The following is a 22652-nucleotide window of genomic DNA, read 5'->3' on the forward strand; positions in this document are numbered from 1 at the left end:
ATTCCCTCTGCAGAAAACCATCAAGAACCGTCGCCCCGACCGGTTCACTCTATGCCCCACGCAAGCCGCCCAAGTCCTACAAGAGCGCGGCCCAAAAAGCCGCATCTCGTGACATCAGACCTGCCTATCCAATAACCAACAAAAAGGCGAACCCATGTCAGGCAAATTCAAAAAACAGTTATCACTGCTGGACCTCACCTTCATCGGCCTAGGCGCCATCTTCGGCTCCGGTTGGCTGTTTGCCGCCAGCCACGTCTCGGCCATCGCCGGCCCGGCCGGCATCCTCTCCTGGTTCCTGGGCGGGTTCGCCGTACTGTTGCTGGGCATCGTCTACTGCGAGCTGGGCGCCGCCTTGCCCCGCGCCGGTGGCGTGGTGCGCTACCCGGTGTACTCGCACGGCCCGCTGTTGGGCTACCTGATGGGCTTCATCACCCTGATCGCCTTTTCCAGCCTGATCGCCATCGAAGTAGTCGCCTCACGCCAATACGCCGCCGCCTGGTTTCCCGGGCTCACCAAGGCCGGCTCCAGCGACCCGACCGTGCTCGGCTGGCTGGTGCAGTTCGCCCTGTTGGGGCTGTTCTTCTTCCTCAACTACCGCAGCGTGAAAACCTTCGCCAAGGCCAACAACCTGGTCAGCGTGTTCAAGTTCATCGTGCCGCTGCTGGTGATCGGCGTGCTGTTCACCTTCTTCAAACCGGAAAACTTCGAGGTCCAGGGCTTTGCCCCGTTCGGCCTGTCCGGGGTGGAAATGGCGGTATCCGCCGGTGGCATCATCTTCGCCTACCTGGGCCTGACGCCGATCATCTCGGTGGCCAGCGAGGTCAAGAACCCGCAGCGCACCATTCCGATTGCGCTGATTCTTTCGGTGTTGCTGTCCACCGCGATCTACGCCTTGCTGCAACTGGCCTTCCTCGGCAGCGTGCCGACCGAAATGCTGGCCAACGGCTGGGCCAACGTGACCAAGGAACTGGCCCTGCCCTACCGTGACATCGCCCTGGCGCTGGGTGTGGGCTGGCTCGCCTACCTGGTGGTGGCCGACGCAGTGATCTCGCCAAGCGGCTGCGGCAACATCTACATGAACGCCACCCCGCGCGTGATCTATGGCTGGGCGCAGACCGGCACCTTCTTCAAGTACTTCACCCGCATCGATGCAGAATCCGGCATCCCGCGCCCAGCCCTGTGGCTGACGTTTGGCCTGTCGGTGTTCTGGACCCTGCCGTTCCCGTCGTGGGAAGCGCTGATCAACGTGGTATCCGCCGCCTTGGTGCTGAGCTACGCCGTGGCCCCGGTGAGCGTCGCCGCCCTGCGCCGCAATGCACCACACATGCCGCGCCCGTTCCGGGTCAAGGGCATGGCCGTGCTCGGCCCGCTGTCGTTCATCATCGCTGCGCTGATCGTGTACTGGTCGGGCTGGAAAACCGTGTCGTGGCTGCTGGCCCTGCAGATCGTGATGTTCGTGCTGTACCTGCTGTGCAGCCGTTTCGTGCCCACCCAGCACCTGTCGCTGGCTCAGCAAGTTCGCTCGTCGGCCTGGCTGATCGGCTTCTACGCGGTGACCATCCTGCTGTCGTGGCTGGGCAGCTTCGGCGGCCTGGGCGTCATCGGCCACCCATTCGACACCGTGGTCGTGGCGGCCTGCGCACTGGGCATCTACTACTGGGGCGCGGCCACGGGTGTGCCTGCCCACCTGGTGCGCCTGGAAGGCGACGACGAAAGCGAAGCCTGCGCTGAAACCACTACCGGCCGCCCTGTCGCCGTCGCTTCCTGATTTTTTACGCAAGGGACAAGCCCATGAAACAGATTCACGTCATCGACTCCCACACGGGTGGCGAACCCACCCGCCTGGTGATGAAGGGGTTTCCGCAACTGCGGGGCCGAAGCATGGCCGAACAGCGTGACGAACTGCGCGAACTGCACGACCGGTGGCGCCGCGCCTGCCTGCTGGAGCCACGCGGCAACGATGTGCTGGTTGGCGCACTGTACTGCCCGCCAGTGTCGGCCAACGCCACCTGCGGGGTGATCTTCTTCAACAACGCCGGTTACCTGAACATGTGCGGCCACGGCACCATCGGCCTGGTCGCCTCGTTGCAGTACCTGGGCCTGATCGCACCGGGTGTGCACAAGATCGACACCCCGGTCGGCCAGGTCAGCGCCACCCTGCATGACGACGGCGCCATCACCATCGGCAACGTGCCCTCCTACCGCTACCGCCAACAGGTTGCGGTGGACGTGCCCGGCCATGGCGTGGTGCACGGCGACATCGCCTGGGGCGGCAACTGGTTCTTCCTCGTTGCCGAACACGGCCAGCGCATCGAGCTGGATAACCGCGAGGTGTTGACCGAGTACACCTGGGCCATGCTCAAGGCGCTCGAAGCACAAGGCATCACCGGCGAGAACGGCGCGCCCATCGACCATGTCGAGCTGTTCGCCGACGACGCCAACGCCGACAGCCGCAACTTCGTGATGTGCCCCGGCAAGGCCTACGACCGCTCGCCGTGCGGCACTGGCACCAGCGCCAAGCTGGCCTGCCTGGCTGCCGACGGCAAGCTTGCCGAAGGCCAGACCTGGGTGCAGGCCAGCATCACCGGCAGCCAGTTTCACGGCCATTACGAGCGCGAAGGCGAGCGTATTCGACCGTTCATCACCGGCCGCGCCCACATGACCGCCGACAGCACCCTGCTGATCGACGAACAGGACCCGTTCGCCTGGGGCATCTGAGCCCCCGGCCTTTTGACCAAACCCAATTTCGCCAGGAGTAACAACAATGACCAACAACATTTTCACCGGCACCATGCCCGCCCTGATGACCCCATGCACCGCCGAGCGCAAGCCGGACTTCGACGCCTTGGTGCGCAAGGGCCGCGAACTGATCGAAGCCGGCATGAGCGCGGTGGTGTACTGCGGCTCGATGGGTGACTGGCCGCTGCTGACCGAGGCCGAGCGCCAGGAAGGCGTGGCGCGCCTGGTGGCGGCCGGTATCCCGACCATCGTTGGCACGGGCGCGGTGAACACTCGTGAGGCAGTTTCGCATGCTGCACACGCCGCCAAGGTTGGCGCCGCCGGCCTGATGGTCATCCCCCGCGTGCTCAGCCGCGGTGCTTCGCTGATCGCCCAGAAGCACCATTTCTCGGCGATCCTCGCTGCCGCACCGAAACTGCCGGCGGTGATCTACAACAGCCCTTACTACGGCTTTGCCACCCGTGCAGACCTGTTCTTCGAACTGCGCAGCGCGTTCCCCAACCTGATCGGCTTCAAGGAGTTCGGCGGTGGCGCCGACCTGCGCTACGCCGCCGAACACATCACCTCCAAGGATGACGATGTCACCCTGATGGTCGGTGTCGACACCCAGGTGGTGCATGGCTTCGTCAACTGCAACGCCACCGGCGCCATCACCGGTATCGGCAACGCGCTGCCGCGCGAAGTGCTGCAACTGGTGAGCCTGAGCAAACAGGCCGCCAAAGGCGACGCCCGTGCCCGGCGCCTGGCGCGCGAGCTGGAAGCGGCGCTGGCGGTGCTGTCGTCGTTCGATGAAGGCTGCGACCTGGTGTTGTATTACAAGCACTTGATGGTGCTGAACGGCGACACCGAGTACAGCCTGCACTTCAACGAGACCGACGTCCTGACCGACGCCCAGCGCAACTATGCCGAACAGCAGTACGCGCTGTTCCGCAGCTGGTACGCCAGCTGGTCGGCTGAGCAGAACATCGCCTGAGCAGCCACTGCTCTACCTGTGGGAGCGGGCATGCCCGCGAATCAGGCGACCCGGTGCATGGCACCGGCTTCGCCGATGTTCGCGGGTGAACCCGCTCCTACAGGGGTCGTAATCCCCCCATGCATCTGCATTAGATTTCCAAGGAGGCTCCATGCCCCTCACAGGCAACCTGCTGATCGGCCAGAGGCCGGTAACCGGCACCCGCGACGCCGTCCATGCCATCGACCCAACCACCGGTCAGACGTTGGAGCCGGCCTACCTCGGCGGCACAGGTGAACACGTGGCCCAGGCCTGCGCGCTGGCCTGGGCGGCATTCGATGCCTACCGCGAAACCTCGCTCGAACAACGAGCAGACTTCCTTGAAGCCATCGCCACACAGATCGAGGCCCTCGGCGATGCCCTGGTCGACCGCGCCGTGATCGAAACCGGCCTGCCCAAGGCGCGCATTCAGGGTGAGCGTGGTCGTACCTGCACCCAGCTACGCACCTTTGCCCGTGTAGTGCGGGCCGGCGAATGGCTGGACGTGCGGGTCGACAGCGCCCTGCCTGAGCGCCAGCCCCTCCCCCGCGCTGATCTGCGCCAGCGCCAGGTGGCCCTGGGGCCAGTCGCCGTGTTCGGCGCCAGCAATTTCCCGCTGGCCTTCTCGGTGGCCGGTGGTGACACCGCGTCGGCATTGGCCGCTGGCTGCCCAGTGGTGGTCAAGGCCCACAGTGCCCACCCCGGCACCAGTGAGCTGGTCGGCCAGGCAGTGGCGCAAGCAGTGAAGCAGTGCGGCTTACCGGAGGGCGTGTTCTCGCTGCTTTATGGCTCGGGCCGTGAAGTGGGCATTGCCCTGGTCAGCGACCCGCGCATCAAGGCCGTCGGTTTCACCGGCTCGCGCAGCGGTGGCATGGCACTGTGCCAAGCCGCCCAGGCGCGCCCGGAGCCCATCCCGGTGTATGCCGAAATGAGTTCGATCAACCCGGTGTTTCTGTTCGACGCCGCCCTGCAGGCCCGTGCCGAAGCACTGGCACAAGGTTTCGTCGCCTCGCTGACCCAGGGCGCCGGCCAGTTCTGCACCAACCCTGGCCTGGTAATCGCCCGGCAGGGGCCGGCACTGCAGCGGTTCATCACCGCAGCCGCCGGGTACGTGCAGCAGGCCGCCGCCCAAACCATGCTCACCCCTGGCATTTTCAGTGCCTACCAGGCCGGTATCTCAGCCCTGGCAGACAACCCCTGTGCCCAGGCCATCGCCAGTGGCCAAGCCGGTCAGGGCCCCAATCAGTGCCAGGCACAGCTGTTCGTGACCCAGGCCGAAGCGTTTCTCGCCGACCCGGCGTTGCAGGCTGAAGTGTTCGGTGCAGCGTCGCTGGTCGTTGCCTGCACCGACGATGAGCAGGTCCGCCAGGTTGCCGAACACCTGGAAGGTCAGCTGACCGCCACCCTGCAACTGGACGAGGCCGACATCGACAGCGCCCGCGCCCTGCTCCCCACCCTTGAGCGCAAAGCCGGGCGCATTCTGGTCAATGGCTGGCCAACGGGCGTCGAGGTGTGCGATGCCATGGTCCACGGCGGGCCGTTCCCGGCCACTTCCGATGCCCGCACCACCTCGGTGGGCACCGCGGCGATCCTGCGTTTCCTGCGCCCGGTTTGCTATCAGGACTTCCCCGATGCGCTGCTGCCGCAGGCATTGAAACATGGCAACCCGCTGCAACTGCGGCGCCTGCTTGATGGTAAACGGGAAGACTGAGCATGGTCGAAACCGCTGAAACCGATATCGCCGTGGTGGGCGCCGGCATTGTCGGCGTCGCCTGTGCCCTGCAATTGGCCCGCCAGGGCCATCGGGTAACGCTGGTCGACCGCCAGGCGCCCGGCCTGGGCGCGTCCTTCGGCAATGCCGGGCACCTGGCAACCGAGCAAGTGTTCCCGATTGCCGACCTGGCGATCCTCAAGCGCCTGCCTCGCATGCTGCTTGACCCGATGGGCCCGCTGCGCCTGGACTGGAAATACCTGCCCAAGGCCATGCCGTGGTTCACCCGGCTGCTGCTCAACCTGCGCCCGGCGCCCTTCCAGCGCAGCGTGGCGGGCATCCGCACGTTGAACGAAGGCAGCCTGGGCGCCTGGCAACGGCTGTTGGGCTCGATCGGGCGCAATGAATTGTTTCAAGAGGATGGTTCGTTGCTGGTGTTCGAGAAGCCGGAGTCACGCCAGGCGCTGGAGGCGTTGCGCACACGCATGCAACAGCAGGCGGTGCCGGTGGACTTCTGGTCCGCCGAAACCGTGCGCGAAGCGGCGCCGCAACTCAGCCCGTCACTGTTGGGCGGCCTGTTCTTCCCGCGCACGGGGCACTTCATCGACCCTTATCGGGTGGTGTGCGAATTGTTCGAAGCGGCCAAGGCCTGCGGGGTGCGCTTTGTCCAGGCGCAGGTCGATGGCGGGCAGTTGCACAGTGCCGGCGTGAGCCTTGCCAGCGACCGGGGCACGCTCAAAGCCCGCCAGGTGCTTGTCAGCTGTGGCGCCCATTCTGCGAAACTGACCGCCGCGCTGACAGGCAAGCGGGTGCCGCTGGATACCGAACGCGGCTATCACCTGATGTTGCCGGGTGAGCACCAGCGCCTGCCGTTTGCAGTCACCTCGCTTGAGCGAAAATTCATCATGACGCCCATGGCCGAAGGCTTGCGCCTGGCTGGCACAGTGGAGTTCGCCGGGCTGCGGGCACCTCCGAGCATGCAGCGGGCTTGGCAGTTGCACCGGTTGAGCAAGGGGTTGTTCCGGCACGACTTGAGCGCCGAAGGGGCAACGCCGTGGATGGGTTTCAGGCCTTCGTTGCCAGACTCATTGCCAGTGATCGACAGGGTGTGTGATGGGCGGGTGCTGTTGGCGTTTGGGCATCAGCACCTGGGGTTGACCCAGGCGGCGGTGACGGCGGAATGGGTGGGGCGGTTGGCTGAGCAGGCTGGTGGGCCTGAGATGGGTGCATACCGACTGGATCGGTTTTAGCCTCTACCGGCCCATTCGCGGGCAAGCCCGCTCCCACAGAGAGGGAGCAGCATCTGAAATCTGTGGTGTCTCTGTGCGAGCGGGCTTGCCCGCGAATGGGCTGCAAAGCAGCCCCTCCAAGCCTCAGCGGTAACGCTCGAGCCAGTGCGCATAAGGCGCCGGCAAGGTCCAGGACGCTTTTTCCACCCCCAGCTCCTTGGCCGCAAAGTAAGCCCAGTGCGGGTCGGCCAGGTGCGCGCGCCCTACCGAAACCAGATCCAGCTGGTTGGCCTGCAATGCGGCCTCCGCCAACTGCGGCGTACCAAAGCCCCACGCCGACGTCACGGGCAGCTTCGCTTCGCGGCGCACGCGCTCGGCAATCGGCCCCATGAACGCTGGGCCCCAGGGAATGTTGGTGTCGGGAATGGTGAAGCCGACACTCACGCTCAGCAGGTCGAGCCCACCGGCCTTGAAACGGCGGGCCAGTTCGATCGACTCTTCCAGGGTCTGCTCATCGCGGCCATCGTATTCCAACACACCAAAGCGCGCGGTCAGCGGCAGGTTCTCCGGCCACACTTCGCGCACGGCAGCCAGTGTTTCCAGCAGGAAGCGGCTGCGGTTGTCGAAGCTGCCACCGTAGGCATCGGTGCGCTTGTTGGAATGCTCGGAGAAGAAGCTCTGGCCCAGGTAGCCATGGGCAAAGTGCAGTTCTATCCACTCGAAGCCGGCATCACGCGCACGGCGGGCGGCATCGACGAAGTCCTGCTTGACCCGGGCGATATCGTCCAGCGTCATTTCCCGTGGCACTTTCGGCAGGTGCGCGCCAAAGGCAATGGCAGACGGGGCAATGGTCTCCCAGCCGCGCGCGTCGTCGGCGGCAATGTGGTCGTCACCCTCCCACGGGCGGTTGGCGCTGGCCTTGCGCCCGGCGTGGGCGATCTGGATACCCGGCACCGAACCGGCAGCCTTGATGGCCTGCACCACCGGAACGAACGCCTGAGCGTGGGCATCGCTCCAGATCCCGGCGCAACCGGGGGTGATACGCCCTTCCGGGGCCACAGCAGTGGCTTCGACCACCAGCAAGCCGGCACCACCACGGGCCAGGCCGGCCAAGTGTACGTGGTGCCAGTCGTTGATCATGCCGTCTTCGGCCATGTACTGGCACATCGGCGGAATGGCGATACGGTTACGCAGGGTGACGTCTTTGAGGGTGTAGGGTTCGAACAGTGCGGACATGGGAAACTCCGGGTTCAGTTGAATACTGTTGTTCGATCATAATCGAACTATGGCAATTAATGGAACCCCCGTTATCATGTCAATCATGCGAGCCTATAAACATCCCAACCCCGAAGACCTCATCCTTGAACGCCTGCTCTATGCGCTCAGCGACCCCGTGCGCCTGGAAATCGTCCGCCACCTGGCCGGTGTGGCCGAGGCCAGCTGTGGCGAGCTGGACGGAGGCAGGCCGAAGTCGAGCATGTCTCACCACTTCCGTGTGTTGCGTGATGCAGGGCTGGTGCAAACCCGCAATGTGGGGACGACCCATATGAATTCGCTGCGTAGCGAGATGCTGGATAAACGGTTCCCGGGGTTGCTGGAGTGCATCCTGCGCCAGCAGTGATACCTGGGCAGGCCTCTTCGCGGGTGAACCCGCTCCTACAGGGATGGCGATAAACCTGAGGGTTGCGCTGTGTTTGGCAACAAAAAAGCCACGAGGTCTCCCCCGTGGCTTTCTTTCACAACAATGGCCGTTTACAGCGCCATGTCGTTCTCAGGCTTGCTCTCGACCGGCTTGCTTGCCGCGCCACCGAATTCAACGCTGGCGTCGATCACCGGCGGTTTACCCAGTTGCAGCACTTCAGCGGTGTAGTTCCACTCTTTCTGGGTGGCCGCTGCCGAGTCGTTCAGCTTGGTGCCGTAGCTCGGCACGATTTCCTTGATCTTGGCCTGCCACTCTGGGGTAGCGACCTTCTCCTTGAACACTGTTTCCAGCACGTGCAGCATGATCGGCGCAGCAGTCGAAGCACCCGGCGAGGCACCCAGCAGGCCAGCGATGGTGCGGTCTTCGGACGCCACCACTTCAGTGCCCAGCTTCAGCACACCGCCCTTCTCGGCATCACGCTTGATGATCTGCACACGCTGACCGGCCTGCCACAGGCGCCATTCTTCTTTCTTGGCGTTCGGGAAGTAGGTGCGCAGGGCTTCGAAGCGATCATCGTCAGACAGCATCAGCTGACCAGCGAGGTACTCGACCAGTGGGTACTGCTCGATACCGACCTTGGTCATCGGCCACACGTTGTGGGTGGTGGTGCTGCTCAGCAGGTCCAGGTACGAGCCGTTCTTCAGGAACTTGGTCGAGAAGGTGGCGAACGGGCCAAACAGGATCACGCGCTTGCCATCCAGCACACGGGTGTCCAGGTGCGGGACCGACATGGGTGGCGCACCGGTCGAGGCGATACCGTAGGCCTTGGCCATGTGCTGCATAGCCACGGTCGGGTTCTCGGTCACCAGGAACGAACCGCCCACCGGGAAGCCTGCGTATTCCTTGGCCTCCGGAATACCCGACTTCTGCAGCAGCTTCAGCGCGCCGCCGCCGGCACCGATGAACAGGAACTTGGCGTCGGTGGCCGACTCGGTACCGTCCTTCAGGTTCTTGTATTCGACGTGCCAGGAGCCGTCCTTGTTGCGGGTGATGTCCTGCACTTCGCTGGACAGCTTCAGGTCGAAGCCTTTCTGGGTCTGCAGGTGGCCGACGAACTGGCGGGTGATCTCGCCAAAGTTGACGTCGGTGCCGATCGGCGTCCAGGTCACGGCCAGCTTCTGGTTCGGGTCGCGGCCTTCCATCATCAGCGGGACCCACTTGGCGATCTGCGCGTGGTCCTCGGAGTACTGCATCGGGCGGAACAGCGGGCTGGCCTGCAGTGCGTCGTAGCGTTTCTTGAGGAACTTGATGTTGTCATCGCCCCACACGAAGCTCATGTGCGGGGTGGTGTTGATGAACGAGTGCGGGTTCTTCAGTACGCCCTGGCGTACCTGCCACGACCAGAACTGGCGGGAAATCTGGAAGGCTTCGTTGATTTCGATGGCCTTGGAGATGTTGACGTTGCCGTCCTTGTCTTCCGGGGTGTAGTTCAGCTCGGCCAGCGCGGAGTGGCCGGTACCGGCGTTGTTCCAGCCGTTGGAGCTTTCTTCGGCCACGCCATCCAGGCGCTCGACCATTTCCATCGACCAGCTTGGCTCCAGCTCGTGCAGCCACACGGCCAGGGTGGAGCTCATGATGCCGCCGCCGACCAGCAGCACGTCTACTTTCTTGGTTTCTGCAGCGTGCGCTTGCATGACGCTTGCAGCGACCGCCAGACCCAGCAAGGTCTTGCCAGCTTTCTTGAACATTGATCAATTCCAGTCAGGAGAACAGAGTGAGGGCCTGTGGCTGGCCCCGGTAAAGCGTGTTCTTCAGCGCAGGCTTTTTGTTGATCATTGTTCAGCAGCCAGAGAACCAGAAAACGGCTCGGCCTTTGGTCGAATTGACCGACAAGGCTGAATCGTTTTTCCGATTGTATCTGAAATGCCAGCACAAACAAATTGCAGGCCGGAGCGTCAAGGCGACCGGTTGCCCCAGCGGCAGTTTGTCACGTCAAAAACAAAAAACCCCCGGCCATGTGCATGACCGGGGGCCTTGGATCACGCCGCAAGCGTCGCGATCAGGGTACCGCCAAGATTACTGCTGCTGAGGCAGTTTATCGATCGGGCCGCAGCCACCGATGATCTTGGAGATGGAAACCGAAGGGTGGAACAGGTAGTCGTAGGTGCAGTTTTTCGGTTGGTTGTAAACTTGGCCAGTGCAACCCGACAGCAGGGCAACACCCGAAACGACGGCAACGGTGGCCTTGAACAGCTTTTTCATTACTCAGTCCTTTAAATGAATCATCTTCGACCATCGTCTGATGGCCGCGGAATCATACAGACTCCAGGCATTGGATCCAAGCCGCACTTGGCACAGGTTCTTTGCAACTGTGCAACAACAGGTTGAAAAGCGCGCCTTTGGCGACGATAGTTCAGCGCACTGCCTTCGCAATGCCCAACAGGAACTCACCATGCTTGGCGTCACCGACTACGGCGCATTCGTCATCGCCTTCCTTATTCTTCTAGCCATCCCCGGCCCGGGCAATTTCGCCCTGATCACCGCCACCGGCAAGGGCGGTATCAAGGCAGGCCTGGCCGCGACCTGTGGCGTGATCGTGGGTGACCAGGTGCTGCTGTGGCTGGCGGTAGCCGGCGTCGCCACCCTGCTGGCCACCTACCCTGCCGCCTTTCATGTGGTGCAGTGGGCGGGGGCTGCATACCTGGCCTATTTGGGCCTGCGCATGCTGCTGAGCAAACCCGGTGGTGCAGCACACACCTGCCGCATGGACAACGGCCAGTACCTGCGCCAGACCATGATGATCACCCTGCTCAACCCCAAGGCGATCATGTTCTACATGGCGTTTTTCCCGCTGTTCGTCGACCCGGTGAAGCACCAAGGGCTGGTGACGTTCGGTTTCATGGCGGCGACAGTGGCGGTGGTGACCTTCCTGTATGGGCTGATTGCCGTGGTGCTGACCCATCAACTGGCCGAGCGCATGCGCGCCAGCCCGCGGATTGCCAATATGTTCGAGCGGCTGGCGGGGGCTTGCCTGGTGGGATTCGGCATCAAACTGGCGGCGATGCGCTGATCCCACGCCCGACAGGGTCCGGGTACGCCTGACAGCAACCCTAAAAAAGCCCCCGGCAACTCCTGGTTCCCGAGGGCTTGTTCACTCAGCCATTACCCAGTCAATTGGTTTCCAGCTGATACGCCTTGCTCACGAACAACGCCGCAAACAGGCTCTTGCCTTCCTTGAAGGTGTACTGCTCTTCGAACATGCCGTCTTCGACCAGCTTCTGCCCGATGGCGCATTCCGAGTCGCTGTGGTTCTTGGCCTTGGCGCCAAAGTCACTGCTCCAAGACGACAGCCCAACCTCCTGGCAGAAGGCTGCGAACTTTGCCTTGGGGACTTGCTGCTGGTATTCGCTGAAAGCCTCTTTCAGCGATTTGAAGCCGCTGTAGCTCACCGAGTAGTTCTCGACCTTGGCCTTGCGGGCAAAGCCGCTCACCGCTTCAGCCAACACCGCCTGGCCGGAGTACGGGCTGTATGCCCCGATCAGCATCGCGCTCAGGGCACTTTTGAGCTGGGTTTCGACATCGTCCAGCTCCGGCAGCGTTTGGAAGTCGGCCTTGCGCACGATCTCTCCCACCTTGGAGCCGTCGTTGCGGTGGGTGACCACGAACGTCATCGAGCCTTCGCCATCGCTGGAGCGCTTGATGGTGAAGTCCAGGTCGACCGTGGTACCAAAGTCACCGGTGCTGCTGACCAGAAACGCGCCAGTCACTGGCTGGCGCACCGCCATGTTGGCGCCCCAGGTGAAGTTCGACGGGGCGGCCCGACCATTGGCGGCCAGCTCGGCACGTGGCTGGACCTCGTCGCTGACATCAGCCACCAGCACGACTTCGGCACCCTTGCTGGCAACGTAAGGGTTGCCCATCTGCATGCCCAGCAACTGGATATGAATGCTGCCATCCTTGCTGTCTCCGTCATGGGCCAGCTTCAGCGCATCAGCCTTCAGGTACACCCCGGCCACATTGCGGCTGACATTGAGCTGGTACTTGGCCCAGCCCGCCAGGCCTTCCTCAGCCGAACCACCCTGTACGGACTCCATCAAGCCCGACAGGCCGCGCATGAACTGCTGGGCACCATTGGTCTGCGCCGCCGCCACGCGGATCTCCGGGTCGGCTACCGTCAGGTTGCCGGAAAACGCCGAGTAGGAAATGTCCCCCTCAGACAGCACATCCTCAAGGAAATAGCGCTCCTTGAAGTCGTCGTAGTAGGCCAGCGCAGCCTTCTTGCCCGAGCTGGAGACCATTGCATAGCCACCACCGAGCACCAGCACCGCTGCGGCCACACCGCCAATCAGCAGCTGCTTCTTGTTCATCTGTTTGATCATGGTGTTTGCCTCACTGGACCATGGCGGAAGCGTTGTTCCAGTCGTTCACGTACTGTTGGGAGACCTCGGGGGTCCAGCTGAAATCGATACCGGCGTTGGGGAATTCCTTGGCCAGCACGGCGCCGAACGACACGCGGTCGGCACAGTGGTCCTGCTTGCAGGCCTCGGGTTCACCGGCGCTGTAGGCACGGTAGGTAGGCACGGCGCGGCCGTCGTCCAGCGGGTAGTACGGCGTGGCGTTGGCCACCTGGGTCACGTACCAGCCTTCGCTGTATTCCACGTCCGCAACCAGGCGGCCGTTGCTCGGGAAGTCGATGCTGTAGAAGTCACCTTTCTTGCCGGTGACGTGCACCATCATTGGCACCACGCTGGCCGAGGTCGCAGGGTTTTGCTGCTCCAGTGGCGAAGCGAAGCGCACCTTGATACCCGCCATCTGCGCCAACGCCTCGGTTTCGCGCCCCTTGAATTCGCTCATGCCGTCCTGCAACTGCTGGTAACGCTCCAGCACACGGGTGTGCACGCGGGCCAGTTCCTGTTGGCGCTGACGCTGCTCACGCACACGCTGCTGCTCACGCTGTACCGCCCAGTTGGCACCGTCGCGCACATCGAAGAACAGGCCTTGGCGGTTGATGCCGATGCGGTTGCGGGTGATCTTCTGCGCGTCGTTGCCCCAGATGTTGTTCGAGATCGCCGACAGGTCTTTGACGATGAACAGGTTGGCTACATCGGTGGTGGTCGGCGAGGTGGTCTTGATCAGGTCGAAGATTTCCAGCGCAGCTTCCTTGTACTTGGTCGCGTCCAGGGCAAACGACTCGTCCGGGGTGACCGCGACGTAGTAAGGGTCGCTGCCGAACGGGCGGAGCACGCCGTAGCTGGAGCGGGTGAACGTCAGGTACACCTTCATCTGCCGGCCTGGGATCTCGCCGACCAGGAACGCGGCCTGGTCAGCTTGCGGCGTGAGATAAGAAACGGCCTTGTCCTTTACCGCAGGCTCAAGGCTCTTGTTGAAGATCAAACCACTCGGGTGAGCATAGACGCGGGTCCAGTTATCACCCCGGTAGGTACCCACAGCCTTCCAGCTGATTTTGTCGAAGCTGCCTTCACCAAAGCCGGACGCCGGGCACGGCATGGCCGGGGTGGTGCCGAACGACAGGGTGTCGCCATCGCCGATGATCGAGGTACTGAGCACCCATTTGCAGCCGGTGCCGTCCGTTACCTGCATCAGGTTGCGGTTTTCCAGGACCACCGAGCGACCGAAGTCCGAAGTGGGGGCTGCGGCGACTGCTGTGGCAGGTGCCGGAGCGGGCGGCACAACAGGGGCTGCTGCCGGGGCTTCGGGGGTTGGGGTTGGGGTTGGGGCTGGCTCTGCAGCTAAGGCTGGCGCGGGCGCGGGGGCCGGAGCGGGTTTTGCCTGCGCAGGTGCGGCTTCGACTACTGCCGGGGCCGCTGCAGCAGCAGGGGCTGGGGCTGGGGCCGGTGTCGGTGTCGGTGCAGCAGCAGCCGGTGCTTCTGGCTGCGCAGGTGCCGGAGCGGGGGCAACTGCTGCAGCCGGCGCCGGGGCGGCAGTGGCAGGCGCAGCAGCCAGAGTTACCAGCCCCAGGTTGCTGGCATTGCCCGAGCCGCTGGCGTACAGGTTGCCCTTGGCATCGACCGCCTTCCAGCTCACCTTGGCGGTCGAGCAGTCCTTGGCGAACACGAACGGCAGCTTGGTCAGCAGGCCTGACAGCAGTTCCTGGTTATCCCAGGCCGGGCGGGTGATGGTCAGGTCTACCTGGGGTTTGCACCAGGTGGTGGCATCCCCAGGCACTTCGACCTTGATGTTGTCTTTCTTGGAAAAGGCCAGCTCGTGGGCGAACGCCTGCGGTACCAGACCACAAGCGCCGATCACAGCCAGCGCGAGCGCGTGCTTTTTCATGGAGTTCCTCAGATCAGTTCCCAGGTGCCGTTGGCTTGTTTGCAGAAGGTGTTCTGTTCTTGTTCGGTCTGGCCGCTTTGCGATTTCAGGCTGACGGTGACCGGGCGGCAGGCCGCTTCGGCGGCAACTGTCTGGGTCGGCAGCGACTGCACCGAGTCCAGGTCGAAGCCTTGGGTTTCCTTGCTGGCGGCAACGTCCAGCTCGTCCAGGTTGACGGCTGGCGTTACACGCTTGGCAACCGCTTGTGCCTTGGGCTCTACGTAGTTCTTGTGCACATAGCCCACGGTCACACCCTTGCGGCCGACCAGAATCCAGTCACCGGTGGAGCCCACGGCGGTGAATTCGGTGTGGTTCTTCAGGCTGCCGACCTTCTCGCCAGCCTGGTTAGGCGCGGCGCGCACGTTGAGGTTGTCGCTGATGGTCACATACGGCTCGTTGATCAGCTTCATCGACGGCACCGCCTGGATCTTCGGCGCGCGCTTGACCTCGACCTGCTTGGTCTTGGTGTATTCCTTGCCAGGCACGATCTGCGCGGTGGCGCCGGAGTGGTCGGACTTCCAGGTCACTGGCTGGGCACTGGCAGTGGTTTGCTGCTGGCTCAGCACTTCCTGTGTACGCAGTGCCAGGGCTTGCTGGTCCTTTTCATCGAGCATGTGGCCGATGCGGTTGCCCACGTAGGCGCCAATGCCACCTGCGATCAGCGCGGCGGCGATCTTGCCGTTGCCACTGCCCATGGTCGAGCCGATGGCCACACCGGCCAGGCCACCGATCACGGTGCCCGCTTGCTCTTTGCTGATCCCAAGCTGTGCACAGGCCGTGGTAGAGGCGATGGCGACCGCCAGAAGGGACGCGACGAATTTCTTACGCAAGTGGAGCACTCCATTTTCGGTGGGGCGCACAGCCGCGTACCGCAGCCAATGGTTGGCGGCAGCATTCAAAGTTGTGCGGGGTTTTCAGAAAGTGTGCAGCACTGGCCGCAGACGACAATTCAGCCGTCCAGCGAGGGGCGCAGGGGGAGACCAGTACGGCGCAAAGCATCCAACGAATCCATGTCAGGAAGAGTTCATCGCCCAGCGCGCGTAATCATTACGGCGTGTGGCCTGGGCGTGAGTGGCGTATCAGAGCGCCGCATTGTAGCCCAAGGTGCCATTGGCAGTTCAAGACAAAATGTTGCAGGAAGCCTGTCTGATTGATTAGTAGAAATCCGTCCTACAACTTCTACTCAGAATTATCCCCTTCCTTGTAGGGCGTTTCCCAAACATACTGCCAACCCGCTCAAACGGTTGCGACGGATTCGGTCGCGCTCTAGTCTCGGCTCGTCGTTGTGAAATCAGCGACCGGCTTTGACAGGCCGACTACTCAAGTTTCCGTTGCAGCGCTTAATGGCAGCTGTGCATGGGGCACATTCGTGTGCGCCGGGTCCTTGGGTACCGGTCTGTCAACCCATGTATAGCTGCCTCCATTCGTTTGACAGCGTTGCCAGGCGGCTCCACTACCCAAGGAGCTTACATGCGCAAGACAGTCCCCGATCCACCCTACTCCCCCCATTCCACCCAGATCCTGCAAGACACCCTGGTCCAGTCCTCAGAGTACGTGCTCTGCGCCCTGTCCGTGGCCCGCCAATCCGTGCAACTCAAACCTACCGCCCACAGCTCGATCGTGATGCAGGCCGTAATCCATGAAATGGAAGCGGTACAGGGGCTGGTCGAGTCGGCGTTGATGCAGTTGCAGATGCGGCCGCATTTACCCACAGAGCCTCACACCTTGCATTAGCAGGTCAGGCCTCTTCGCGGGCACGCCCGCTCCCACAGGGTCACCACAGCCGTCACGCACTGCACAGCACCTGTGGGAGCGGGCGTGCCCGCGAACAGGCCAGCCCAGGCAACCCAGAATCCAGGGAAACAAAACAATGCCCACCGACAACACAAAAGAACCCACCACAGTCGGCAAGACCTGCTTCTACCAAGGCGAAAACAACACCCACCCGCTGTTCCGCATCGAACCCGGCATCCCCTGCCAGGACGCCCGCGAACAGGCCTCCGAACTGATGGGTTACGTGCGCGACCTGATCATCACCGGCCTGATGGACGGCGACCAGAAACTGATCTGGGCCTCGCATTACCTGAGCGCGATGGCCAAGGCGCTGTTGGATGATGCTGAGTTGGGGATGATGAAAAAGTAAGTACGAGGAAGCCCTGGAAACGCAAAATATCCCGGGGCTTCACCGGTCGCATCATGTCGCAAGCGCACCTAAGCGAGCCCCCACGCTGACAGCTGGAGTGCGACATTCTCTACCGCCATGTAGTCCATTTCCCAAACGCTCAGCAAACCCGCGCTATCCGTTGCCAGCGCTCCGCTCGCGCCCTAGCCTCATCACGTCACGGCCAAACCAAGCGCCGACGATGGGAGGCGAACATCGCTGCAGGCGTATGCACCCGTTGCGTAATGGGCAACCCACTCCGTTTATAGAGCCGCAGGCCCACTCGGCCGCTCACTCAAACGAGCAAAGGAAATTTTTGATGCTTTACGAGGTAAAAAATGATGAGCAAAAAAATTTCGCTGCAAGACATGCCAATCCTTGATCTGGATTTGAGCAAAACAAAACGCTTCGAGGCCTCCCGGTTTCTCGACAGCCCGGAAACCATCGCGGCATTTCTGGCAGAAGCAATGAAGGCTAATGACGCTCAGCCCCTGATGCATGCATTGGGTGAAGTGGCAAAAGCCAAGGGCGTGAATCAGTTTGCGCAAGACGCAGGGGTCAATCGAGAGTCTCTTTATAAAACGCTGAAGGGCGGAGAAAAGACCCGTTTCACTACTATTCAAAAACTGATGGTTGCCTTAGGCGTAGAGCTCACAGTCAGGCCGCTCGAGAAGCTTCCGGGCTCTTGATTTAACCGCTCGGGCAATTAGCATGCTGGCTGTAAATCTTTGCCTTCCATAACGAAAAAGCCCCCGGGAGCTTTCGCTTCCAGGGGCTTGATCTTGTATGGCGGAGAGATAGGGATTTGAACCCTAGGTACTGTTGCCAGTACAACGGATTTCGAATCCGTCCCGTTCGACCACTCCGGCATCTCTCCAATGCCGCGCATCATACCAGCGTTCTTTTAAAACGCAAATCTTTTTTTCAAAAAAATCGCGTGGTATCAGGCGCTTGCGTGAACGTGCCGCTTACAGCGGCACGCCCAGGCGCTTGGCAACTTCTTCGTAGGCTTCGATCACGTCGCCCAGGCCCTGGCGGAAGCGGTCCTTGTCCATCTTCTTGCGGGTTTCCTTGTCCCACAGGCGGCAGCCGTCCGGGCTGAACTCGTCGCCCAGCACGATCTGGCCGTGGAATACGCCGAACTCCAGCTTGAAGTCGACCAGCAGCAGGCCGGCGTCATCGAACAGCTTGCTCAGCACTTCGTTGACCTTCAACGACAGCTTCTTCATTTCTACCAGTTGCTCGGCGGTGCCCCAGCCGAACGCGACAACGTGGGATTCGTTGATGAAGGGGTCGCCCTTCTCGTCGTTCTTCAGGAACAGCTCGAAGGTGGACGGCTCCAGCTTGATGCCCTCCTCCACGCCCAGGCGCTTGACCAGGCTGCCGGCAGCGTAGTTGCGCACCACGCACTCGACCGGGATCATGTCCAGCTTCTTCACCAGGCACTCGTTGTCGCCCAGCAGCTTGTCGAACTGGGTCGGCACGCCGGCTTCTTCCAGTTTCTGCATGATGAAGGCGTTGAACTTGTTGTTCACCATGCCTTTGCGGTCGAGTTGTTCGATACGCTTGCCGTCGAACGCCGAAGTGTCGTTACGGAACAGCAGGATCAAGCGGTCGGCGTCGTCGGTCTTGTAAACCGATTTGGCCTTGCCGCGGTAAAGTTCTTCGCGTTTTTCCATGATTGGGCTCCGCTTGCTTGAGGTGTTGGGCTAGGCGATTTCGCGCCAGTCGAGCCCGTGTTCCTGATTCGCCACCTGGAGCCAGTCCGGGTCGCACCCAAGGGTGTCGACAAAACACTGGCGGGCCAAGTGTGGCAGGTTGTTCTTGCTGCTGAGGTGGGCCAGCACCAGGTGTTGCAGGTTGCTCCAGCCCAACTCGTGCACCAGGCGCGCAGCCTGGTGGTTGTTCAAATGCCCTTGCATGCCACCCACCCGCTGCTTCAAGAAGGCCGGATAGTGACCGCGTGCCAGCAGGTCGCGGCAGTGGTTGGCCTCGATCAGCAGTGCATCCAGGCCCTGGTAACGCTCCAACAGCAGCGCGTCGTACGAGCCCAGGTCAGTGAGCATGCCAAAACGCCGCTGACCATCGCTGACCACGTACTGCAATGGCTCGTAAGCGTCGTGCTCGACCCGCGCCGCGGTCACTTCCAGGCTGCCGATGCGCAGGCTTTGGCCACAAGCGAGAAAACCGGCCACCTCTACCGGTTTGCGCATGCCGCGCAAGGTCCCTTGGCTGAGGTAGACCGGTACATTGTAGCGCCGCGACAGCAAGCCGACCCCATGCACGTGGTCGGCATGTTCGTGGGTGACCAGCACTGCACTGAGCTGAGCTGCAGAAACCCCGAGCAACGCCAGGCGCCGCTCGGTTTCACGCAGGGAAAAACCGCAATCGACCAGGATGACCGTGTCACCACTGGCGATCAGCGTGCCGTTCCCTTGGCTGCCGCTTCCGAGTACCGCGAAGCGCACTTAGCCCAGGTGGTCCTGAATGGCGCTCAGCACGCGGCGGGCGACATCGGCCGGAGCCACGGTGTTGATGTTTTTCTCGACCGTGACCTGCACGCTCTCACCCACCTTGCTCAGGCGAACCTGGTAACGCTCGGCACGGGCTTCACGCTCTTCCTTGGTCGGTTCGCTGCCGAACAGGCGGCTGAAGAAGCCAGGCTGGTTCTGCTTGTCGTCAGGCTTCTCGGACAGGTTGATGTAGTACAGGCCCAGGCTGCGGTTGATGTCTTCAACACGCCATTCGCCACCCTGCTCCAGGGCACGGCCCACACCAGACCAGGCGCGGTCCAGGTCGGAGCCCAAGTACAGTACCGGGTTGCCGCTGCCGTCTTCGCTCAGGCTGACGCGGCTTGGTGCGTCGAAATCGCGCGCGGCCAGCAGCGACACCGAACCGCCCTTCTCGGCGCTGCGGTTCATGCTGGCAAGCATTTCGTCGACCAGCAGGGCATCGGTGCCGGTATTGCTGGAGGTGGACGGGAACGCAGGATCGGCAGTGCTGCCCGCCGGGCGCTCGACGCTGACCACATACACCTCGGAGGTGTTGCGCTGCACGCCAGGCTCCATGCGCACACGTACACGCACCTCGCTGTCGCCGCTGCTGGCAGTACTGGCCAGACGCTGGCCAAGCGATGCCGACAGTTCGTCGAAACGCTGCCAGGCGGTATTGAACTCACCTGTCTGCGGGCGCTCTTCAGCAATGCGGAAGCCGTTGTCCTCGAAGAACTGCCGGGCAACCGGCCACACTTCGGCTGGCGAATGCTGGGCCAGCACCCAACGGCTGCTGCCGCTGCGCTGCAGGCTGTAGTCGGTGACCTGGGCGGCACCGCCAGTCAGCGGTTGCGGGCGAGGCACTTCGAACTCACCCTTGACGGTATCGTCAGCGACGTTACGCGGAATCGGCAGCAGCGGGTCAAGGCGCTTGACGTTGCTGGCGTCCGGCGGCAGCTGCATCGGCGCGGTCGGGTGCGCCTGCAGGTAGTCACTGCCGCGGTCGCGGAAATAGCCATCCTCGCCCCACAGCCAGCCACACCCGCTGGTGCTGGAGATAATCAGGGCAAGGGCGGAAAGACCAGCCAGTCGCTTCATGCGGTGTACTTCCTCTTAAACCAGTACGCCGGACTGGCGCAAGGCAGTACGGACTTTTTCGTGGCAGCCTTCGCTCAGCCAGGTCAGGGGCAGGCGAATACCTTTTTGCATCAGGCCCATTTCGACGAGCGCCCATTTCACCGGGATCGGGTTGGACTCGCAGAACAGGTCTTTGTGCAGCGGCATGAGTTTTTCGTTGATTGCGCGGGCCTTCTCGGCATTGCCCTCAAGGGCGGCCTCGCACAGGTCCGCCATTTCGCGCGGAGCGACGTTGGCGGTGACGGAGATGTTGCCCTTGCCGCCCATCAGGATCAGCTCGACGGCGGTCGGGTCGTCGCCGGACATGACGATGAATTCCTTGCTGACACCATCGAGAATGGCCTTGGCGCGGGCCAGGTCGCCCGTGGCTTCCTTGATGCCGATGATGTTCGGCACGGTCGACAGGCGGATCACGGTCTCGGCCTGCATGTCGCAGGAGGTACGGCCGGGAACGTTGTAGAGGATCTGCGGGATGTCGACGGCTTCGGCAATGTGCTTGAAGTGCTGGTACAGGCCTTCTTGCGTCGGCTTGTTGTAGTACGGCACAACCAGCAGGCAGGCGTCGGCGCCAGCATTCTTGGCGTTCTGGGTCAGGTGCACGGCTTCGGCGGTGGAGTTGGCACCGGTGCCGGCGATGACCGGAATCGGTTTGGCGCTGCGTTTGACGCGCTCGACCACGTGCTTGATGACCAGGATGTGTTCTTCGACATCCAGCGTGGCCGACTCACCGGTGGTGCCGACAGCGACGATCGCATGGGTGCCGTTTTCCAGGTGGAAGTCTACAAGTTTGTCGAGGCTGCCCCAGTCAACACGCCCTTGTGCATCCATGGGTGTGACCAATGCCACCATACTGCCCGCAATCATGTAACTGCTCCTGCCGGAAAAAGAGAGCGGTAATGGTACTGGGGGCATCGACCTTGCACAAGCGAAGCAGGCGGGTGGAGCATTCCCCTCGGCGGCTTATTTCGCTACCCTTGGCCCTTTGATCGGTGCAGCGCGGCCCGCCGGGCCGTCGACCTTGCTCCCCGCCAGCGTCCAAGACCTCGCATGCGAGCCCCGGGCCCTGCCGACAGGAGGCTTTTGCCCGTCCTGTGCCGACCGCTCATCGCTTTAGGAATGCTGCATGTCCACCCCCACCGTCCGCGAACAATTCCTTGTCATCAGTGCCTTGGGCCCGAACCCCATGGAGCTGGCCAACGTCCTCAGCCGCGCTGCCTTCGAAAACCGCTGCGCGGTGGTCACCTCGCGCCTGAGCCGCCACGGCGAGACCAGCGCCCTGGTGCTGCAGGTGGGCGGCAGCTGGGACGCCCTGGCACGTCTCGAATCCACCCTGCCAGGTTTGGGCAAGAAGCACGGCCTGACCCTCGACGTGGTCCGCAGCGCGGACCAGGAAGTGCGCCCGCAGGCCCTTCCGTATGTGGCCTACGTCAGCGCTGCCTACCGCCCGGACATCATCAACGAGCTGTGCCAGTTCTTCCTTGACCACCGCGTCGAGCTGGAAGCCATGACCTGCGACACCTACCTGGCGCCGCAAACCGGTAGCAGCATGCTCAACGCCCAGTTCACCGTGATTCTGCCGGCCGGCACGCAGATCAGCTGGCTACGCGACCAGTTCCTGGACTTTGCCGATGCCCTGAACCTCGACGCACTGATCGAGCCTTGGCGTCCCCAGAACCCAATGTAAGGAAACCGATCATGGCTGTAGCACTCGACCAACCTGTCGCCGACTTCCAGGCCCAGGCCACCAGCGGGCAAACCGTCAGCCTTGCCGAACTCAAGGGCCAGCAGGTGGTGGTGTACTTCTACCCCAAGGACAGCACCCCAGGCTGCACCACCGAGGGCCAGGGCTTCCGCGACCAGCATGACGCCTTCGCCGCGGCCAACACCGTGGTATTCGGTGTGTCGCGTGATGGCATCAAGTCGCACGAGAACTTCAAGGCCAAGCAAGGCTTCCCGTTCGAGCTGATCAGCGACAAGGACGAGGCCCTGTGCCAGCTGTTCGACGTGATCAAGCTGAAGAAGCTGTATGGCAAGGAATACATGGGCGTTGACCGCAGCACTTTCCTGATCGACAAGGACGGGGTGCTGCGCCAGGAATGGCGTGGCGTGAAGGTGCCCGGGCATGTGGATGCCGTATTGGCGGCCGCCCAAGCCTTGAACAAGGCTTGAAATTGAATGGGGCTGCCTTGCAGCCCTTCGCGGGCACGCCCGCTCCCA

At 62.6% G+C, this 22652-nt stretch carries 22 protein-coding genes and 1 tRNA gene; 12 read left to right on the top strand and 11 right to left on the bottom strand.

Annotated elements, in window-relative coordinates; translation table 11 throughout:
• Nucleotides 1-154: 154 nt before the first annotated feature.
• The 5 genes from FQ668_RS21870 to FQ668_RS21890 all read left to right on the top strand — a co-directional run bounded on the left by FQ668_RS21870 (nucleotide 155) and on the right by FQ668_RS21890 (nucleotide 6691).
• Entirely contained in the window at nucleotides 155-1768 is a 1614-nt protein-coding gene (locus tag FQ668_RS21870) for an APC family permease (RefSeq protein ID WP_014590018.1), read from the top strand.
• A 23-nt stretch (nucleotides 1769-1791) separates the two neighbouring features.
• Nucleotides 1792-2718, top strand: a complete 927-nt coding sequence (locus FQ668_RS21875; protein WP_134697437.1) for a 4-hydroxyproline epimerase — start codon at nucleotides 1792-1794, stop codon at nucleotides 2716-2718.
• A 46-nt stretch (nucleotides 2719-2764) separates the two neighbouring features.
• Nucleotides 2765-3712, top strand: coding sequence for a dihydrodipicolinate synthase family protein (locus tag FQ668_RS21880; protein WP_003254709.1), 948 nt, complete (start codon nucleotides 2765-2767; stop codon nucleotides 3710-3712).
• Between the two features lie 151 nt (nucleotides 3713-3863).
• On the top strand, nucleotides 3864-5441 hold the full coding sequence (locus FQ668_RS21885) for an aldehyde dehydrogenase (NADP(+)) (RefSeq protein WP_019436802.1): 1578 nt from the start codon (nucleotides 3864-3866) through the stop codon (nucleotides 5439-5441).
• Nucleotides 5442-5443: 2 nt separating this feature from the next.
• Nucleotides 5444-6691 (top strand): FAD-binding oxidoreductase, encoded by a 1248-nt coding sequence (locus FQ668_RS21890; protein ID WP_014590015.1) that lies wholly within the window; start codon nucleotides 5444-5446, stop codon nucleotides 6689-6691.
• Between the two features lie 123 nt (nucleotides 6692-6814).
• Here the strand turns inward: FQ668_RS21890 and xenA are convergent, their stop codons facing one another.
• Nucleotides 6815-7906 carry a xenobiotic reductase XenA gene (gene xenA / locus FQ668_RS21895; RefSeq protein ID WP_010952388.1) on the bottom strand — a complete coding sequence of 364 codons (1092 nt, stop codon included), beginning with the start codon at nucleotides 7904-7906 and terminating at the stop codon, nucleotides 6815-6817.
• A gap of 49 nt (nucleotides 7907-7955) precedes the next feature.
• On the opposite strand from xenA, the gene FQ668_RS21900 reads away from it, so the two are divergent.
• Nucleotides 7956-8291 (top strand): helix-turn-helix transcriptional regulator, encoded by a 336-nt coding sequence (locus tag FQ668_RS21900; protein ID WP_041166859.1) that lies wholly within the window; start codon nucleotides 7956-7958, stop codon nucleotides 8289-8291.
• A 131-nt stretch (nucleotides 8292-8422) separates the two neighbouring features.
• Here the strand turns inward: FQ668_RS21900 and mqo are convergent, their stop codons facing one another.
• Complete coding sequence (gene mqo / locus FQ668_RS21905; RefSeq protein ID WP_135199417.1) at nucleotides 8423-10060, bottom strand: malate dehydrogenase (quinone); 1638 nt, start codon at nucleotides 10058-10060, stop codon at nucleotides 8423-8425.
• 328 nt (nucleotides 10061-10388) lie between these two features.
• Nucleotides 10389-10574 (bottom strand): YhfL family protein, encoded by a 186-nt coding sequence (locus FQ668_RS21910; protein ID WP_144180653.1) that lies wholly within the window; start codon nucleotides 10572-10574, stop codon nucleotides 10389-10391.
• A 190-nt stretch (nucleotides 10575-10764) separates the two neighbouring features.
• Here FQ668_RS21910 and FQ668_RS21915 point away from each other — a divergent pair, with 190 nt between their 5' ends.
• A complete protein-coding gene (locus FQ668_RS21915) occupies nucleotides 10765-11382 on the top strand; it encodes a LysE family transporter (protein WP_019438320.1) in 618 nt (205 codons plus the stop codon).
• Between the two features lie 100 nt (nucleotides 11383-11482).
• Here the strand turns inward: FQ668_RS21915 and FQ668_RS21920 are convergent, their stop codons facing one another.
• Genes FQ668_RS21920 through FQ668_RS21930 form a run of 3 tightly spaced genes read right to left on the bottom strand, consistent with a single transcriptional unit; the run spans nucleotide 11483 to nucleotide 15475 of the window.
• Complete coding sequence (locus FQ668_RS21920) at nucleotides 11483-12691, bottom strand: hypothetical protein (RefSeq protein WP_019438319.1); 1209 nt, start codon at nucleotides 12689-12691, stop codon at nucleotides 11483-11485.
• Between the two features lie 10 nt (nucleotides 12692-12701).
• Nucleotides 12702-14606 carry a hypothetical protein gene (locus FQ668_RS21925; RefSeq protein WP_144180655.1) on the bottom strand — a complete coding sequence of 635 codons (1905 nt, stop codon included), beginning with the start codon at nucleotides 14604-14606 and terminating at the stop codon, nucleotides 12702-12704.
• An 8-nt stretch (nucleotides 14607-14614) separates the two neighbouring features.
• Nucleotides 14615-15475: an SH3 domain-containing protein gene (locus FQ668_RS21930; RefSeq protein ID WP_003254727.1), complete on the bottom strand. Its 861-nt coding sequence runs from the start codon at nucleotides 15473-15475 to the stop codon at nucleotides 14615-14617.
• A gap of 640 nt (nucleotides 15476-16115) precedes the next feature.
• Here FQ668_RS21930 and FQ668_RS21940 point away from each other — a divergent pair.
• From FQ668_RS21940 to FQ668_RS21950, 3 genes are all read left to right on the top strand, one after another.
• Nucleotides 16116-16379 (top strand): hypothetical protein, encoded by a 264-nt coding sequence (locus FQ668_RS21940; RefSeq protein ID WP_003254728.1) that lies wholly within the window; start codon nucleotides 16116-16118, stop codon nucleotides 16377-16379.
• A gap of 136 nt (nucleotides 16380-16515) precedes the next feature.
• A complete protein-coding gene (locus FQ668_RS21945; RefSeq protein ID WP_014590008.1) occupies nucleotides 16516-16788 on the top strand; it encodes a DUF3077 domain-containing protein in 273 nt (90 codons plus the stop codon).
• Between the two features lie 356 nt (nucleotides 16789-17144).
• Nucleotides 17145-17495, top strand: coding sequence for an addiction module antidote protein (locus tag FQ668_RS21950; RefSeq protein WP_019438317.1), 351 nt, complete (start codon nucleotides 17145-17147; stop codon nucleotides 17493-17495).
• 98 nt (nucleotides 17496-17593) lie between these two features.
• On the opposite strand, the gene FQ668_RS21955 is transcribed toward FQ668_RS21950, so the two are convergent.
• From FQ668_RS21955 to dapA, 5 genes are all read right to left on the bottom strand, one after another.
• Nucleotides 17594-17683: transfer RNA gene (locus tag FQ668_RS21955), tRNA-Ser, on the bottom strand.
• Nucleotides 17684-17774: 91 nt separating this feature from the next.
• Nucleotides 17775-18485, bottom strand: coding sequence for a phosphoribosylaminoimidazolesuccinocarboxamide synthase (gene purC, locus FQ668_RS21960; protein ID WP_003254733.1), 711 nt, complete (start codon nucleotides 18483-18485; stop codon nucleotides 17775-17777).
• A 30-nt stretch (nucleotides 18486-18515) separates the two neighbouring features.
• The gene (locus tag FQ668_RS21965) at nucleotides 18516-19274 is read right to left on the bottom strand and encodes an MBL fold metallo-hydrolase (protein WP_019438259.1); all 759 of its coding nucleotides are present in this window, start codon (nucleotides 19272-19274) and stop codon (nucleotides 18516-18518) included.
• The gene (bamC, locus tag FQ668_RS21970; RefSeq protein WP_019438258.1) at nucleotides 19275-20396 is read right to left on the bottom strand and encodes an outer membrane protein assembly factor BamC; all 1122 of its coding nucleotides are present in this window, start codon (nucleotides 20394-20396) and stop codon (nucleotides 19275-19277) included.
• Nucleotides 20397-20411: 15 nt separating this feature from the next.
• A complete protein-coding gene (dapA, locus tag FQ668_RS21975; RefSeq protein ID WP_019438257.1) occupies nucleotides 20412-21299 on the bottom strand; it encodes a 4-hydroxy-tetrahydrodipicolinate synthase in 888 nt (295 codons plus the stop codon).
• 259 nt (nucleotides 21300-21558) lie between these two features.
• Between dapA and FQ668_RS21980 the strand changes: the two genes are divergently transcribed.
• Entirely contained in the window at nucleotides 21559-22119 is a 561-nt protein-coding gene (locus FQ668_RS21980; protein WP_003254741.1) for a glycine cleavage system protein R, read from the top strand.
• Between the two features lie 11 nt (nucleotides 22120-22130).
• Nucleotides 22131-22604, top strand: a complete 474-nt coding sequence (locus tag FQ668_RS21985) for a peroxiredoxin (RefSeq protein WP_003254742.1) — start codon at nucleotides 22131-22133, stop codon at nucleotides 22602-22604.
• Nucleotides 22605-22652: the final 48 nt, after the last annotated feature.

This window comes from Pseudomonas sp. Kh14 (assembly GCF_900291005.1).
GTDB lineage: Bacteria > Pseudomonadota > Gammaproteobacteria > Pseudomonadales > Pseudomonadaceae > Aquipseudomonas > Aquipseudomonas alloputida.

Coding starts and splice junctions, on each gene's coding strand:
- FQ668_RS21870 (WP_014590018.1), top strand. CDS start 155: ATGTCAGGCAAATTCAAAAAACAGTTATCACTGCTGGACCTCACCTTC.
- FQ668_RS21915 (WP_019438320.1), top strand. CDS start 10,765: ATGCTTGGCGTCACCGACTACGGCGCATTCGTCATCGCCTTCCTTATT.
- FQ668_RS21925 (WP_144180655.1), bottom strand. CDS start 14,606: ATGAAAAAGCACGCGCTCGCGCTGGCTGTGATCGGCGCTTGTGGTCTG.
- FQ668_RS21985 (WP_003254742.1), top strand. CDS start 22,131: ATGGCTGTAGCACTCGACCAACCTGTCGCCGACTTCCAGGCCCAGGCC.
- FQ668_RS21945 (WP_014590008.1), top strand. CDS start 16,516: ATGCCCACCGACAACACAAAAGAACCCACCACAGTCGGCAAGACCTGC.
- FQ668_RS21880 (WP_003254709.1), top strand. CDS start 2,765: ATGACCAACAACATTTTCACCGGCACCATGCCCGCCCTGATGACCCCA.
- purC (WP_003254733.1), bottom strand. CDS start 18,485: ATGGAAAAACGCGAAGAACTTTACCGCGGCAAGGCCAAATCGGTTTAC.
- mqo (WP_135199417.1), bottom strand. CDS start 10,060: ATGTTCAAGAAAGCTGGCAAGACCTTGCTGGGTCTGGCGGTCGCTGCA.
- FQ668_RS21900 (WP_041166859.1), top strand. CDS start 7,956: ATGGCAATTAATGGAACCCCCGTTATCATGTCAATCATGCGAGCCTAT.
- FQ668_RS21885 (WP_019436802.1), top strand. CDS start 3,864: ATGCCCCTCACAGGCAACCTGCTGATCGGCCAGAGGCCGGTAACCGGC.
- FQ668_RS21950 (WP_019438317.1), top strand. CDS start 17,145: ATGATGAGCAAAAAAATTTCGCTGCAAGACATGCCAATCCTTGATCTG.
- dapA (WP_019438257.1), bottom strand. CDS start 21,299: ATGATTGCGGGCAGTATGGTGGCATTGGTCACACCCATGGATGCACAA.
- FQ668_RS21875 (WP_134697437.1), top strand. CDS start 1,792: ATGAAACAGATTCACGTCATCGACTCCCACACGGGTGGCGAACCCACC.
- FQ668_RS21890 (WP_014590015.1), top strand. CDS start 5,444: ATGGTCGAAACCGCTGAAACCGATATCGCCGTGGTGGGCGCCGGCATT.
- xenA (WP_010952388.1), bottom strand. CDS start 7,906: ATGTCCGCACTGTTCGAACCCTACACCCTCAAAGACGTCACCCTGCGT.
- bamC (WP_019438258.1), bottom strand. CDS start 20,396: ATGAAGCGACTGGCTGGTCTTTCCGCCCTTGCCCTGATTATCTCCAGC.
- FQ668_RS21940 (WP_003254728.1), top strand. CDS start 16,116: ATGCGCAAGACAGTCCCCGATCCACCCTACTCCCCCCATTCCACCCAG.
- FQ668_RS21920 (WP_019438319.1), bottom strand. CDS start 12,691: ATGATCAAACAGATGAACAAGAAGCAGCTGCTGATTGGCGGTGTGGCC.
- FQ668_RS21980 (WP_003254741.1), top strand. CDS start 21,559: ATGTCCACCCCCACCGTCCGCGAACAATTCCTTGTCATCAGTGCCTTG.
- FQ668_RS21910 (WP_144180653.1), bottom strand. CDS start 10,574: ATGAAAAAGCTGTTCAAGGCCACCGTTGCCGTCGTTTCGGGTGTTGCC.